Annotated in this window: 14 protein-coding genes and 2 pseudogenes; 6 read left to right on the forward strand and 10 right to left on the reverse strand. The window is 64.6% G+C overall.

What is annotated here, in order from left to right; genetic code table 11:
- The first annotated feature begins 6 nt into the window (after positions 1–6).
- The 3 genes and pseudogenes from OHQ90_RS20640 to OHQ90_RS20650 form a co-directional block, all read left to right on the forward strand.
- Positions 7–375, forward strand: a complete 369-nt coding sequence (locus OHQ90_RS20640) for a hypothetical protein (protein ID WP_328399872.1) — start codon at positions 7–9, stop codon at positions 373–375.
- Positions 372–866, forward strand: a complete 495-nt coding sequence (locus tag OHQ90_RS20645) for a hypothetical protein (RefSeq protein ID WP_328399874.1) — start codon at positions 372–374, stop codon at positions 864–866. The genes OHQ90_RS20640 and OHQ90_RS20645 overlap by 4 nt, the downstream gene beginning before the upstream one ends.
- A gap of 86 nt (positions 867–952) precedes the next feature.
- Positions 953–1254, forward strand: a pseudogene (locus tag OHQ90_RS20650) (ABC transporter ATP-binding protein); the annotation flags it as partial.
- Between the two features lie 246 nt (positions 1255–1500).
- Here the strand turns inward: OHQ90_RS20650 and OHQ90_RS20655 are convergent.
- A complete protein-coding gene (locus OHQ90_RS20655) occupies positions 1501–3522 on the reverse strand; it encodes a serine/threonine-protein kinase (RefSeq protein WP_328399876.1) in 2022 nt (673 codons plus the stop codon).
- Between the two features lie 687 nt (positions 3523–4209).
- Here OHQ90_RS20655 and OHQ90_RS20660 point away from each other — a divergent pair.
- On the forward strand, positions 4210–4680 hold the full coding sequence (locus OHQ90_RS20660; protein WP_328399878.1) for a tyrosine-type recombinase/integrase: 471 nt from the start codon (positions 4210–4212) through the stop codon (positions 4678–4680).
- A gap of 213 nt (positions 4681–4893) precedes the next feature.
- Here OHQ90_RS20660 and OHQ90_RS20665 read toward each other — a convergent pair whose 3' ends face one another.
- Complete coding sequence (locus OHQ90_RS20665) at positions 4894–5280, reverse strand: winged helix-turn-helix transcriptional regulator (protein ID WP_328399880.1); 387 nt, start codon at positions 5278–5280, stop codon at positions 4894–4896.
- Positions 5281–5381: 101 nt separating this feature from the next.
- Here OHQ90_RS20665 and OHQ90_RS20670 point away from each other — a divergent pair, with 101 nt between their 5' ends.
- Complete coding sequence (locus OHQ90_RS20670; RefSeq protein WP_328399882.1) at positions 5382–6230, forward strand: alpha/beta fold hydrolase; 849 nt, start codon at positions 5382–5384, stop codon at positions 6228–6230.
- A gap of 245 nt (positions 6231–6475) precedes the next feature.
- Here OHQ90_RS20670 and OHQ90_RS20675 read toward each other — a convergent pair whose 3' ends face one another.
- From OHQ90_RS20675 to OHQ90_RS20690, 4 genes are all read right to left on the reverse strand, one after another.
- On the reverse strand, positions 6476–7834 hold the full coding sequence (locus OHQ90_RS20675; protein WP_328399884.1) for an IS110 family transposase: 1359 nt from the start codon (positions 7832–7834) through the stop codon (positions 6476–6478).
- Positions 7835–8108: 274 nt separating this feature from the next.
- Positions 8109–8831, reverse strand: a complete 723-nt coding sequence (locus OHQ90_RS20680; RefSeq protein WP_328399886.1) for a DUF3558 domain-containing protein — start codon at positions 8829–8831, stop codon at positions 8109–8111.
- 385 nt (positions 8832–9216) lie between these two features.
- On the reverse strand, positions 9217–9666 hold the full coding sequence (locus OHQ90_RS20685; RefSeq protein WP_328399888.1) for a hypothetical protein: 450 nt from the start codon (positions 9664–9666) through the stop codon (positions 9217–9219).
- Between the two features lie 121 nt (positions 9667–9787).
- Complete coding sequence (locus OHQ90_RS20690) at positions 9788–10639, reverse strand: transposase (protein ID WP_328399890.1); 852 nt, start codon at positions 10637–10639, stop codon at positions 9788–9790.
- A gap of 130 nt (positions 10640–10769) precedes the next feature.
- On the opposite strand from OHQ90_RS20690, the pseudogene OHQ90_RS20695 reads away from it, so the two are divergent.
- A pseudogene (locus OHQ90_RS20695) lies at positions 10770–11906 on the forward strand (IS3 family transposase).
- A 382-nt stretch (positions 11907–12288) separates the two neighbouring features.
- Here OHQ90_RS20695 and OHQ90_RS20700 read toward each other — a convergent pair.
- The 4 genes from OHQ90_RS20700 to OHQ90_RS20715 form a co-directional block, all read right to left on the reverse strand.
- Positions 12289–12807 (reverse strand): zinc-binding dehydrogenase, encoded by a 519-nt coding sequence (locus tag OHQ90_RS20700; RefSeq protein WP_328399892.1) that lies wholly within the window; start codon positions 12805–12807, stop codon positions 12289–12291.
- A complete protein-coding gene (locus OHQ90_RS20705; RefSeq protein ID WP_328399894.1) occupies positions 12795–13241 on the reverse strand; it encodes an alcohol dehydrogenase catalytic domain-containing protein in 447 nt (148 codons plus the stop codon). The genes OHQ90_RS20700 and OHQ90_RS20705 overlap by 13 nt, the downstream gene beginning before the upstream one ends.
- Before the next feature lie 358 nt (positions 13242–13599).
- Complete coding sequence (locus OHQ90_RS20710) at positions 13600–14019, reverse strand: VOC family protein (protein WP_328399896.1); 420 nt, start codon at positions 14017–14019, stop codon at positions 13600–13602.
- Between the two features lie 233 nt (positions 14020–14252).
- Complete coding sequence (locus OHQ90_RS20715) at positions 14253–14876, reverse strand: hypothetical protein (protein ID WP_328399898.1); 624 nt, start codon at positions 14874–14876, stop codon at positions 14253–14255.
- Between the last annotated feature and the right edge of the window lie 130 nt (positions 14877–15006).

Below are 15006 nucleotides of genomic sequence, written 5' to 3' on the forward strand. Positions count from 1 at the left end.
TTCTATATGGAGCGATTGTCCTACATTGATGAGCATGCCAGATCGATCGACGCGAATCGGGATCGGGCCTGGAAAGCGTTGCTGAAAGTCATGTGCAAGGACCCGAACGACCCGTCCAGTGCGCCGAGGGGATTCCAGCTCGACTCGGCCGACGCGCCCACACGGTTGGCGTTGTCGGGCCGGCATTGGTTCTCGCGCTACGCGCTGATCTTCGAACTCGACGAAGAGGGGTCGAGCCGGACTCGGATCCGGGCGCAGTCGTGGGGCGAATTCCCCGGCCTGCACGGCAAGATCTACCGAGCGCTGGTGATCGGGAGCGGCGGTCACCAGGTGGTTGTGCGCCGGTTGCTGCGTCAGATAGCGGCGGCGGCATGATCCCCGGGCTGGTCTGGGGTGCGACCGAGGCCGAGCGTGAGCAACCCTTGCCGTGCGACGAACTGGAATCCGGTGGGGTGCAGGCGGATCGGGCCATCAGCATCGACGCATCACCACAGGTGGTCTACGCCTGGCTGTGTCAGCTGCGCGTTGCGCCCTACAGCTACGACCTGCTCGACCGCTTCGGCCGCCGCAGCCCGCGCCTCCGCGACCCCGAGCTCACCGAGCTCGAAGTGGGGCAACGTTTCATGTCCCAGTTCGATCTGGTGTCCTTCGTCCTCGGCAGGCATATCACGCTGGTTACCGGCAAGATATGCGTCACCTACGCGGTGCGGCCCGAGGGAAGCGGAACCCGCCTCGTGGTTCGGATGCAGTGCGGCGCACCGCGGATCGTCGCGCGAGCGCTGGCACTCGGCGACCTGATCATGATGCGCAAGCAGCTGCTGACGTTGAAGAAACTGGCCGAGGTGGAGCGGCGCGCTCTCGCATGATGTGCGGGTAACCCGGCGGTGCGGAAGCGACTGTCCAGTTCGACAGGTTCAGCACTATGTCAACGCCGGATGTCGCCGATCCGTAGCGCCTCGCTATCGCCCGTACGAGATCCTGCGCGACCCGCCCGCCCTCATCCTCGACGAGGCCACCAGCGCGCTCGACACACGCACCGAGCACGCGATCCAGGACGCCATCGACGCACCCTCGGCAGGCCGCACCACCAAAACCATCGCTCACCGCCTTTCGACCGTCCGCGACGCCGACCAGACCGTCGTCCTCGACCACGGCCGCATAGCCGAGCGGGGCACCCACGACGAACTGCTCGCCCTCGGCGGCCGGTACGCGGGCCGCGTACGACGTGACATGGAGCTGGCCCCGGCGACGTGATTGCCGCTGGGCGCGCGTTGGTCGATCGTCCAGATCTGTTGGTCGACATGGCTTCCCAACGCGCGCAAATGCCGATGAGCGATCCATCGAGTTTCTGGGGTGAGGCGCCAGGATCTCAGGATGTTGCGTAGGGTCGGGGATAGTGGGTGCCGTCGAGGTCGATGAGGACCCAGTTGTGTCGGACACGTTTGCTGTTGCTGCTCGAATTCCTATGGGGCGGAAGAAATTCGAGCACGGGTTGGACCATCAGCGGGCGATAACCGACACCTTGCTGTTGCCGACACCGTAGTCGGCCGCAAAAAGAGCATGAGTTATCGGGTCCACCGCGACACCACCGAGCCCCTTGTACGGAAGGACGTCAGTCACCTTGCGGGTGCCCGTATCGACCACCATGACAGTTTCCGAGGTACCAACATAGAGGCAGTGCTTGACCGGATCGACTGCGATTCTGTCTAACGAAAAATCGACCGCGATGGCGGCGGTGATGGCACGGGTCTCAGCGTTGACGACCGAGACCTTCTTATCGTTGACGACGTATACGGCATGGGCATCACTGTCCACCGCAATAGCCTCCGGTGAGCTTGGGACTCCGAACGTAGCGGTGACGGCTTTGGCGACCCCGTCGATCACTGACACCGAATTGTCGCCTGTGTTGGTGACGTAGGCGATGTGCGTGGATTCATCGACTGCTACCGAGGCTGGATCCTTCCCGACGGGAATAGTCGCGGTGACTGTCCTGGTCGTCAAATCCATCACAGAGACTTTGCCGTCGGCAGAGCGGTCGGTTATGTAGGCAATGCGGGCGGCGGCATCGACTCCGATGCCAAAAAGGTAGCCGGGAACGTGGGCTGTGGCGGTGATCGACCGGCTGGCTGTGTCGACGATCGACACTGTCCCGAAAAAGCTGATGACGTAGGCGGTGTGGGTCAATGTATCGACCGCTACACCGGTCGGCTGCTGCTTGTTGGGGGTAGCGTTGAAATCTTGGCGGAAAGGCGGCGCGATCACGAGGGTGGCGGCGAGTGTCTGGGTCTCGGTATCGATGACCGAGACGGTGTTGCTGTCGTCGTCGTTGACGATATAAGCGGTGTGGGCGGGTCCGTCGATCGCAATTGACCGCGGTTTTCCTCCGACAGCAATAGTCGGGACAGCTGGCACGGTGGTGGTCGGGGCTGGCGTCGACCGGGCGTCGCTGCGTGAACCGGTTGTCCCCAGCACCCCGATGCTTATGGCGGCGGCAAGGACAACTGCTGCCGCGATGCCGAGTGCGAGACCGCGCCGCCTTCTCAGCGTGCCCCCGTAGCTCCCGGTCCTTTTTGATGATGGGGAACTACGCAGCGGCGTCGTGAGCGCCGACTGCGGGTCAACCGTTGCCGAGGCGGGATTGACCTGCGTTTCGGCCGGATGGAAAACGGTAGTGGCCGCGGCAACGGTGGCTGCAGCGAACTCTGCGGCGGTCTGATATCGACTGTCGGGGTCTTTGGCCAAACCCGTGGCGATGACGTGGTCCAGCGTGACGCCGATGTCCGGGCGTAGCAGGCTTGGGCGTGGAGGTGGCTGTGTCAGGTGCGCGGCGATCTGTTGTTCGGCCGAAGTGGCTGGATAGGGGTTTTGCCCGGTCAGACACTGGTACAGCACACACGTCAGCGCATACACATCGGAGCGTGCATCAGCTGTACCGGCGCTGAAACGTTCCGGAGCCATGTAGGCGAAGGTGCCGATCGCTGTACCCGCGGTGGTCATCGTGGTCTCGGCGGCGGCTCGCGCGATCCCGAAATCGATGAGATACACGAAATCGCCTGCGGTGACTAGCAGATTCGACGGCTTCACATCCCGATGGACCAAACCCTTCGCGTGTGCGGCGTCGAGCGCCTCACTTGCTTGGGCGATGATCGAGACCGCCCGGGCCAATGGCATCGGCCCCGACTCCGCCAACACTGCATCGACACCGGCACCCTCGATGAACTGCATACAAATGAACGGCCGACCTTCGATCTCGCCAAAGTCGAAGATCGGCACCACGTGCGGATGGCCCAGGCTCGCAGCTGCGCGCGCCTCACGTTGGAATCGCTGTCTGACCACCGGATCGGCCGCCAGATGTGTGTGCAGGACCTTGACCGCGACTGTTCGGTCGGTCGCACTGTCGTGCGCTCGATACACCTGCCCCATGCCACCCTCGCCGAGCATGGCCTGCAAGGTGTACCGACCGAAGAGCTCCCCCACGACTTTCGGCTCCTCCCAAGTCCGACAACGACTCTCAGGCATCATGTCATAAGACCAACCACCCAGCAGACCATGAACCCATTTCGTCGGGCGAGGTTCGGAACAACATCGGCAGAACTGTCACCGGACCGGGTCTGTCACGGTGCGTTCCACCAGTGCCATCCCCATCGGGCCAACTTCAGTGGGCTCAAGTGCGCGCTATTGCCGCGACCCGCGCGGTCTGGGGGCGTCCGGTACCGCCTAGGACGACGGTTTCTGCCACGGAGTGGAGGCCGGAGCTGTCGAGGGGGCATCGTTATGCATGGGCACTTCACCAGACATCGACGTCACCTTCGCTGGTGACGACCTCGTGTTGCGGCTCTCCTCAGCCGCCTACCTTGCACGGTTCTCCGGAACCTCGCGCACCCACTGCAGCTCGGACCTGCGCCTGTACTTCGCTTGGTGTGTCGAGCGCCACGCCAGCCCGCTGGCGATGAACCGGGCCGAGATCGAACGCTATGTCGGATGGATGCGGGAAGTACGCCGATTCAAGCCCGCCACCGTCGCGCGCCGGACGGCGGTGGTGACCGGCTTCTACCGCACTTGCGTCATCGACGGCGTCCTGGAGCACTCGCCGGCCGAGTACGTACGGCGCCCGCGAGTCCCGAACGAGTCACCCACACTAGGGCTTTCGCACCTGCTCTCAGTTCCGCCCGAGACTCGGCCAATCGGTTCGACTTCGCGCTCGTTGTCATGCTCGGGATGCTCGGCTTACGTATCGCTGAAACCTGCAGCACAGACATCGCCGACGTAGGTGAAGAACACGGCCACCGTGTCCTGCGCGTCGTGGGCAAAGGCTCCAAGATCGTGCTCGTTCCATTGCCACCCGCGGTCGGACGCGGCATCGACCGAGCGATCGCCGACCGGGATATCGGACCGATCCTGCTCAACTCTCGCGGCCGACGGATGGACCGCCACTGCGCCACCCGGCGGCTCCGCGCTCTAGCCAAGGCGTCAGTGGTCCGGCTTCCGCATATGCATCCGCACATGCTGCGCCATACCTTCGTCACGACCATGCTCGACGCTGGTGTCGACCTGCGTGATGTTCAGATCGCCGCTCGCCATGCAGATCCGCGGACCACCATGCGTTACGACCGTGCTCGGACCAATCTCGACCGGCACGCCAACTACATCCTGGCCGCCTACATGGCTTCGGGGACATGACAACTCAACGCACGCTATTGCCGATTATGTGACGGGCTCCGCGCTACTCATTCGAAGGACCCGGGCGAGCTGATCATAGGGTCGCCTGAGGCGCGCTCCGAAGGGCGAGCATGGCGATCCGCACACGGTGAGCTGAACATCGCTGCGAGGCACCCCGCGCTGGTTCTGCGGATTACGTCGGCGTTTGTGCATAACCCGCTGTTCGACATGAGGTCAGGCGTGGTCGGCGGGGTTTGCGGCGGCGTCGATCTCGGCCATGTGCTCCTCCGCCCACGCCCGCAGTGCGGCCAGCGGATTCTCCAGCGAGAGCCCGAGATCGGTGAGGCGATAGTGCACGCGCGGCGGAACAGTGGGTTCGACGCGGCGGGCGACCAGGCCGTCGTGGGACAGGCTTTGCAGAGTCACCGACAGCATCTTCTGCGATACGCCGGGCATCCGACGCTGCAGTTCGGCGAAGCGCACCTCGCCGGGCGCGGCCTCGGCGAGCAGTTTCACCACCATGGACACCCATTTGGTACCGAGCCGATCCAGAAGCCGACGGGTCGGGCAGCCCGGAGCGAACAGATCCCCGCGCTGGCCTGTGCTGGGTCGGGTAGTCACCTGGAGCTCACCACCTGTATCAAAAGTGCCGTCTTGGCAGGCTACCTCAGGTTACCTACGGTCAGCTAGTAACTATCAGTAACCGGCTAGCGGAGGATCGAATGTCTCACGAACTGCCAGATCTCACAGTGCGGATGATGGCAACCAACGGCATCGAAGCGAACGTGGCGATCGCCGGCACCGGACCGGCAGTCCTGCTGCTGCACGGCTTTCCACACACCTGGCAGCTGTGGCGCGAGGTGATGGGCCCACTCGCGCAACACCATCGGGTGATCGCGCCAGACCTGCGCGGCCTCGGCGCCAGCACACGAGCACAGGACGGCTACGACGCGGGCACGCTCGCCACCGACGCCGAGGGGCTGCTCGACGCCCTGGGCGAAACCAGCGCGTCCGTCGTCGCGATCGACGCCGGTGCTCCGCCGGCGTTCCTCTTGGCGATGCGGCGACCCGAACGAGTCGACCGGCTGGTACTCATGGAATCGCTGCTGGGCACGCTGCCCGGCGCCGAAACCTTTCTGGCCGGTGGGCCGCCCTGGTGGTTCGGGTTTCACGCGGTGCCGGGCCTGGCCGAAAAAGTCCTTGCCGGAAACGAATCCGACTACCTCGACTGGTTCCTGGCGACCGGCACCCAGGGCCGCGGCATACCCGCGGCAACCCACGATGCCTTCCTCGCCGCCTACACGGGCGCCGATTCTTTGCGGTGCGCGTTCTCCTACTACCGGGCGATGCCGATCAGCGCTGATCAGATCCGGCAGGCAGTCGATACCGCCCGGCTCACCATGCCGACAATGGCCATCGGATCCCACCCGGTCGGAACCGCACTCGAAAACCAGCTCCGCCCCATCGCCGACACCCTGACCGGGCACCTGATCCAGGACTGTGGCCACATCATCCCCCTCGACCGCCCGGCGACGCTGGTGCCGTTGCTTGTCGACTTTCTCGATTCCTGAGGGGCAGAAGATCTGGTCGTGAGTAACGCGCGCACATCAGCGTAAGTCGTTTTGTGTCAAGCGGTTCGGTCGGTGCCCTTGGCTGTCGTCGTCCCGGCATAGCGGTAATGGGATTGGTTCCCGGCAGCGTGTAATCGGGTTGTGTGACGACAGGTCGGGGCTGCCCATGATGTGCGACGAGATCAGCGTGTGTCTCGATGCCGCGTAGGGCTCGCCCCGACCGACTCGCTCGATGGTTCGCCTGGTCAGGCGGCGTTGGAGATCGTGGCGGTGCTTGTTGTTGTGGTTCCGTGGGTGGCGATGTGTGGGTTCCAGGGTTGGCGGGTGGTGACCACGGCGTGGAGTTGGCGCAGGATCGCCGCGGCGATCACGGCCTGAGCCTGGGTAGGAGTGAGCCGGTTCGTCTCTCGGGTGGTCAGATGCTGATAGCGGGCGGCATAGACCGGGTTGGCGCGTTGGGTGCCCCACACGCCTCGCCAGGCAGCTAGCCGCAGTCCGGGGCGACCCGCCCCGGTGAGCCGGGCGCGGCCGGTGAAGGTACCGGATTTCTTCTCCCGGGGCGCAAGACCAGCGTGTTTGACTACCGCTCGGGCGGTGGGAAACCGTGTGGGGTCGCCGGTTTCGGCCAAGATCGCTGCGGCACCGACGGCGGACAACCCGACGATCGAGGTGACCAGATCGGTGAGCCGAAGCTCGTCGAGCACGCCGGTCATTCGGGCCTCTGTATCGGCCAGGCGCCGTTTGCTTTCGGCCCAGTCTTCGAGCAACAGGTGCACCCGTTCCAGGGCTCCGCGGCGGTGGGCGAGCACCCCGGCCGGATCGTCCAGTGCCGCAAAAAGTTTTCCGGTGATCCGAAAGCACGGCCGCTTCGCGCCGCCACGGGTAACCTCGCCGCGGACGAGGCGTTCGAGCCGGCCTCGGCCCAACCGGCGAGTGCGGGCGAAATCGCCGCCGTCACGGCCGCAGATCGTTCGCAGTGCTGCCATCCAGGTCCGTGACTTGAAGGGCTGCTGGGCAGCCTCGAGCGCAGCCGGCCACACGCATTCGAGAAGGGCTCGGATCTGCTGGATCTGTGCGACCATCTCGACCAGCAGTTGTTCGCGGCGGGCACCCAGATGCCGCAGCCGACTCCAGGTTTCATCGACAGGCTCGGGTGCATAACAGCGCAGTTGCGCCGTCAATCGCGCGATCAACACCGCGTCTTTCTCGTCGGTTTTGTCCGTGGTGAGGTCCTCGGCGCGGCGTGACCAGGCGGTCATCGCTGGCTGCACGCAGACGAACAACATGTTCCGATCGGTGGCCAGCTGTCCCAGCACCCGCCACCGATGCCCGGTCGGCTCACACGCCACCGTCGCCCCGGCAAATCCTGCCGCCGCAGCTCGGGCCGCGGCCCAGTCCAAAGCGGCGCCCATGTCCCAGGCTCGGCAGCGGAACGTCTTGCGGGCTAGCACTTTCGAGTCGTGGTCACACACGACGACCATCTGCTTACGATCGGCCAGATCGATCCCGACGATCGCATTCGTGGTCGGGACCAGCCTCCGCAACCGAGCCAGCCGCGCGTTGCGGTTGCGATCACCCCTGGACACACCGCTACCGTTACTCATGGAACGTCCTCCTGCTCTTGCGATGGGACACCAAGCCCGACAAGCGCATCAGGAGGACGTTCCCCACGTCCGCGAAATCGACGCACTAAACGTCTTTCTATGCCGCGTGGCGCGCGTTCGCGGACGTCCGCACCTGCCGATGAGCGGTCGAATCGGCCCTTTGATCCCTGGGTTCACGCAGCAGAACTGGCACTGGCAGGGGCGTGGGTCGGTGTGTCCGAGAATAGGCTTCGGGCAAAGATGAGCAGGACCATTGCACCCGAGCGTTAGTGCGTCAGGGTATGTGGTTGACCAGGGAGTTGGCGATGCGCTGGGCATCGTCGCAGGAGTTGAATCCGTCGGTGCCGCCCTGAGGGTTCCAGATTCGTGACGCCAAGAGCAAAATGTCACCACCGAAAGACGCTGGTACCGCGATGTAGCACCCGAGCTTGTGAGTGTCTTGCGCCGCACGGAATTGCTGAGATTTACGGCCGGCCACCGTGACCGAACTGAAGTCGACGTACTTACCGGTCTGGCGCAGCTCACCTACCGGCATGCCGTAGGCCGTGACGTAGAACTCGAGCGCGTTGTCGGCGGTCTTCCATTTGCAGGACTTCTCGGTGGGGAAGCCGGGATTCGAGATCGGTTGCTCGCTGGCGACGTTCAAGCCCGCACTCGCGAGCGCGGAATCGGGAGTGTCACAAGGGTTCCAGCTGCCGGCGGGCCGATCCGTGTCGGTGCCCGGCGCCGCCGTCGTGGACTCGGACGCGACGGTCGTCGCCGGGGCTGGAACCGATGTCGGCGCCGGCGAGGTAGCCGGCTCCGGCTCCTCGTCGGCAGGTGATGTGGTGTCGGTCGTGGGCGCGACGGTTCCGGGGGCGGGGGCTGTGCCCCGAGCGGATGTGGAAACGGTGCTCGATGCCGAAGGGGCGGCATCGGAGGCGCCCTCGCCACCGCACGCCGTGAGAGCCACCGCGAGGGTGGCCGCCGCGGTCGCGAGCAGAACAGATCGGGTCATATTTCCTCCGCACTAGAGGCCGCCCAACTGGCGGCCGCTTCCAGATCATCTGAGCGCGTGAAGATTTCATTACAACCGCGAACTATGGTGGAACTCACAGGACGAATCCGAAGGGGGACATCTTCGTGAACACCGACATGCGAGAGCGTGGCCGGGTGGTGCCGACCGCTCAGCCGCGACTCTGACGCGGCGAAGGTCGCTTCGAAGGTTGAGCGTCCGCTAGTGCACTGACCATGTTGCCCGGCGGGGCATCTTCGCCTGCCGGGCAACATCCTGTCATGCCGCATGGCGCGCGTTCGTTCTGACCACCCCTGCCGGTGCTGATCGGTTGGCTGATAACGCATCCGGCGCGGCGACCGAACGCTCACAACTGCCGATGAGCGTGCTATCCAGCGTGGTCGAAGGTGACCTGGGTCCGGTACGGGTGAGCGCTGCTGACATGAGTTGTCGCCGGGTGGTGGGCAATCAGTGCCAGAAACGTTTCGGTCTGCTCGGGATGCGGACACCATCGGCTGCCGTTTCCGAGGCTGTGGGATGTCGCCGTTGTTGGGTAGTGCAGGGTGAGTGAGAGTTGGCGGATGCTGTCGTCGTCTCCGGACCCGGTGATCACCTGGCGTGTGATGTCGTAGACGAATTCTTGCTGTTCGCTACCGTAGGTGCCCCACTGGAAAAACAGCATGTCGCCGTCGTTGTCGATGTCGACATCTGTCACGCGGTGATGGGCATAGAACATGGTCATCGAGCCGATCGCGGTGGCGGCGTCGAGGTTGTCGAGGGTGCGGCCGTTGCTGCCCAGGTATCGAAGGAAGGCATTTTCGAGATCGAGGGCTCGCACCCGCGCTATTGTGCCGGACCGGAGTCGGAGGCGAGTCGTCTGTATACGTCCGCGGTCTCGGACGGACATCCGCAAATGCCGCGGAGCAGGCGGTCGGCGAACGTCCTCTTCTGGCACCCCTCTATGTCAAGAGGACGGTTGTTTGGGGCGTAGTCTCGCTGGTGGCGGGTTCGGGAAGTGACTTGTCCGAAGTGTCGATCGTTGGGGTTGAGTCGGCCGCGCTGGATGTCAGAGACGCCCCCGAATGTCCTCCCGGGCTCGCCCCTGAGCGTTGGTGGGCGTCGCGGAGGAGTTGTTTGCAGACCACGTCGGATAGGTGTCGTCCGAGGCAGCGTAGTGCTTCCATCGGTGTTTTCCCGGCGGCGAGTTTGCGCCGGTAGTAGGCGCGGCCCGGTGTGTCGTTGCGTAATTGCACGATGGCCATGATGTGCAGGACCCGGTTGATTCGCCGGTTCCCGGTGCGGGACAAGCGATGTCGTTGGTGGTCGCCGCTGGAGGCATCGATGGGGGCGGTGCCGTTCCAGGAGGCGGACCGGCCAGCGTTGGGGAACCGGTGGATGTCGCCGATGTCGCCGAGCAGTCGTGCCGCTCCCGAAGGGCCGATGCCGTAGAGGTTCATCGCGCTGGTGCCGGTTTCGGCGAGTAGTTCGGTGAGCTGTTTGTCCGCGGTTTTGATTTTCTTGTCCAGCGTAGCGACTTCGGTGATCAGCTCGGATGCGAGCTGGCGGCGGGTCTTGCCGACCAGGTCGCGTGGCCGCACTCCGGCGAGCAGAGCGCGGGCCTGTCTGGCCGACAGGAATTGTTTGGCGCCACCGGGAATCAGCTCCAGCAGCAGCCGGTGCAGGCGGCTGACCGTGCTGGTGCGGGCGATGGGCGAGTTCGTCGCGGCGATCGGCCAGCATGCGCAACGCCACCAGGTGATCGTCGGGTCGCACTCGCAGCAGATCCGAAGTATGCAGGGCCACAAGGGCAATCGAGTGCGTATCGGTGGTGTCGGTCTTACGGCCTTGACCGGTGGAGAATGACTGGAGCCCTTTGAGCAGGTCCAGCGGTTGTGAGAGTTCTGATGCACCAGAATGGGTGCAGGAGGACGAGATCACGACATGGCGCGACGACGACACACCCCCGAGCAGATCATCCGCAAGCTGCGCGAGGGCGAGAAGCTGATCGGCGAGAAATTCTCGATCGAGGAAGTGTGCAAGCACCTCGAGATTTCCGAGGCTTCCTGGCATCGCTGGCAAGCCCAGTACGGCGGCATGAAATCCGACGACGCGAAACGGCTCAAGGAGCTGGAGCGCGAGAACGCGCGGTTGAAGAAGATGGTCGCCGAGCAGGCCCTCGATATCGACATGCTCAAGGAAGTGAACCGGGGAAACTACTGAGCCCGGACCGCCGTCGCAGGGCCGTGGTGGTTCTGCAGCAGCGGTTTCGGGTTTCGCAACGCCGCGCCTGCCGAGTGGTGGGGCAGTCGCGGTCGGTGCAACGTCGGCCGCCGACGGTCGCCGAGGCCGAACGGACGTTGAGGTGGCGGCTGCGCGCGATCTCCCGGCGTCATCCGCGGTGGGGCTGGCGGAAGGCACACGCGTTGTGCCGCGGCGAAGGTCTGGTCACCAACCATAAACGCACCCAACGACTCTGGCGTGAGGAGGGATTGAAGCGACCGAGTCGAGTGCGTAAGAAACGCCGCATCGGGCCGGGGCGGAATCAGCGGTTGAAGGCGTCGTTCCCGGATCAGATGTGGGCCCTGGATTTCCAGGTCGATGTCACTGTCGACGGCCGACAAGTCCGGTTCCTCAACATTATCGACGAGTTCACACGGGAAGCCTTGGCCACCAGGGCATTCCGGTCGTGTACCGCCGATCAGCTGGTCGGTGTGCTCCACGAGATCATCGTGGCCACCGGGGGTGAAGCCGACGCACATTCGCATGGACAACGGCACCGAGATGACCGCACACGCGATGCGGGATTGGTGCCGGTTCACCGGGGTCGATGCCTCGTTCATCGATCCGGGATCGCCGTGGCAGAACGGTGTCTGCGAGTCGTTCAATGGGCGTTTCCGCGACGAATTCCTGTCCTGCGAGGTGTTTCATTCCCTGACCGAGGTGCGGGTCCTTGCCGAGGACTGGCGCATCGAGTACAACAGTTACCGGCCACACGGATCGCTGGGTTTCCTTACCCCGCAAGCATTCCGTGAGCAATGGGTACCGACCGAGTTCGAGCAGCAACTACAACTCGCATAGCCGGTTGACCTGCCATCGGGGCCCAGTCACGGTGGACACGGTCTGCTCGCAGTGCTCGCGTGTCGACGGCCACCCGAACGTGCGCTCGATCGTCCACAACTGCCGCCGACCGGACCCGCGAGCGTCTATCGCTGGTGATCTACGGGGGCCGTCTTCGATGGCGACAGCGAACGCGTCATAAGCGGTGAGGGCACAATGTTCGAGTGGAGCGATCACTTCCTACCGTGATCTGCTCGCGCGACACGCAGAACACTGCCGACAGCGCAATATCCGACATAGTCCGGACAACCTGTAATGCCGCCTACCGCGCTGAGCGAAGCGGCCACGTCGTGGTAGCTGGCGGGCCAGACCGGTTGCGGCTCAGAACATCTGGTGGTGCCGATCAGCGGATCTCGACCACCACTTTGCCGAGGGCGCGTCCCGTACCGACGTGGGCCAGCGCGTTCGCGGTCTCGTCGAGGGGGAAACTGCGGTCGATGTGGATACCGATCCGTCCCGCGGCACACGACTCCGCGAGGGGTGTGAAGTGCGCGGGCCCTTCCTTCACCGCGAGGACCCCGAGCCCGCGGCCGGTCACTATTCCGGCGACCACGCCGACTGTCGTCAACCGCAGCAACGCGCGTGTGGTGCCGCCGACGCAGCGGTACCGGCCGCCACGCGCGACCGACCTGCGATAGGCGAAGACCGACCGGTGGGCGACGAGGTCGAGCACCCGGTCGTACGGTCCGGTTCGGGTGAAGTCCTCAGCGCGATAGTCGATGACCTCGTCAGCGCCGAGCGTGCGCATGAACGCCAGTTTGGCGGCGTTGTCCACCCCGGTCACATGCGCCCCGGCACTCTTGGCCAACTGGATCGCAAACGCTCCGGACCCGCCGCCCGCTCCGTTGATCAACACCGACATACCGGCTGCGATGCCGGCCGTGCCCTGCAGTGCGATCGCCCCGCCTGTGGCAGCGTCGACGCCTCGGCGAAGCTCAGCGACACCGGTTTGTGGGCCAGCGCCGATTCAGGAACCACGGCATATTCCGCGAATCCACCCTTGAGCATGAGATTGTCGCCGTAGACCTCGTCACCCGGTGCGAACAGTGTGACCTCGGAGCCGACGACTTCGACCCGTCCGGCGATATCGGATCCGAGAACCGGGCGCCTGGGTGCCCGGAGCCCGCCGATTCGCGAATACAGCGGCGTCCCCCGCAGTGTCTCCCAGTCGGAGAGGTTGATCGACGTCGCGTACACCTGGACGAGCACCTGTTTCGGCCCTGGGGGAGGCGCTGGGACCTCCGCGATCGACAGCACCTCGGGGCCGCCGTAGCGGTCGTACACGACGGCCCTCATGCGATTCCAGCACCGAGGATCGAGCGACAGCCTGACACATGACAAACTCTAGTCGGCGGGCCGCCCCGCGACCGGCGAACTGTGCGTCGGCATTCGGCGCGACTCGCCGAACCCTCTCCCGCAAACCAGCAACGTCCTGTATTACCGCGTGACGCGCGGGTCCGACAGGCCACGCGAAACCCCCCAAAGATTAACGGGCCGAGACTATCTCGACATCCACCAACGCACTGAAATGCCGAATACCGTGTGCTTTTACCCCTCGCTCCGCCGCCCCGGGGACAAGCAGCCAGATGTTGCCCGGCCCCGGTGCAGCCTTGCGTTCAGTCGTCGTCGTTCAACGCAACTACTCGGTGCTTGATCAGTGCTGCTGGGCCGTGATGTTAAACATCCAGCTGATTCCGAACTTGTCCACGAGCGAGCCCGCCTCGTCGCCCCACACCTGCTCTTCGAGTGGCAGCGTTACGGTGCCGCCGACCGAAAGCTTCTCGAAGTAGCCGCGGAGTTCGTCGTCGCCACCGACGAAGACCGCAACGTTGTTACCTGGCTGATAAGGCGGGTGGCCAGGCCGGTCGTCCGGGAAGTCCCATCCCATCAGCGTGTAGCCCGCCTGCGTGTCAAGCTGGGCGTGCATGACGTTGTCAGCGTTGGGCGATTCCGGTGAGCCAAAGTCCGCGACCGTTCCGACCTCCAACTCGCCGCCGAAGACCTCCCGATAGAACTCCATCGCTCGCCGCGCGTTGCCGTTGAACACGATGCATGGGTTGACTCCAGAACTCACTTGACGCTCCTTCGTGACGTGACCGATCGGGCTGTCCGACGGTCGTCAAGTCAGCCTTTCAAGTAATCACGACACCTCCTGTCGTGATTACTTGTAGAACCTGGGTACCGCTGCTGCGCCAGCGTGGAACGCACTCTTCTGCCGCTGGGCGCGCGTTCGCGAACGTCCGCAACTGCCGATGTCCGTTCGGGTTGCGAGCTGCTACTCGACGTGTGATCGAGCAGGTTGCGCGCTCAGTATTCCCAGGGATCGAGGCCCGCCTCATATCCGGCCGCCTCGTCCTTGTCGTGCAGGAAGCGCGGGTCCGGGTCGTCCTCGAGCCCGGCGTCGCTGAGCGGCCACCGCGGCCACTCGTTGCGCAGGAGCTTGAGTAAGAACTCGGCCATACCGCACGGGTACACCGTCCACTCGAGGTCCAGATGCGTGTACACCGCGACCGGCCATCGGTCCGGGTCCGGATCCGCTGTGATCCAGCACAGGGTGTCGGCCGCGGCTGTGCCGCCCCAGATGAGCAGGTCCTCCAGTCGATACCGGCCCTGGTCGGGCGGAGCCCACTGGTTCACCTCCGCGTTCGTGAGCGCGGCCTCCGAGAGCCCGGAGAGTGTGAACATCTGAGGCTCAGTCGAAGAGACCGCGGGGGTGTGGATATAGATCATCCCCTCGATCCCGCCGCGGCCGAAGGCCGCGACGAAAGCCCGGTAGTCGGTCGGCAGAGAGGTGCCGTAGACCGCCTGCGCCGCACTCCAGTCGATATCGTCCCCGCAGGTCGGCCCAATGCACGACAAGACTTCCGCGAGGGCCGCTATGGCGGCGGGCTGATCCGGACTCACGCTCGAGTACCCCTCGGGTTGAGGCATCCTTGCCCGTGTAGTGCCATTGGTCATCCTTCCGATTGTCGGCGAATGCTACGACATATCGATGGACGCGAAACGTCGGAACCTTCCCGCGCCTGAAGACTCTCCAGTCCACCTCGGAGCCTGCCACCGC

This window comes from Nocardia sp. NBC_00403, assembly GCF_036046055.1.
GTDB lineage: Bacteria > Actinomycetota > Actinomycetes > Mycobacteriales > Mycobacteriaceae > Nocardia.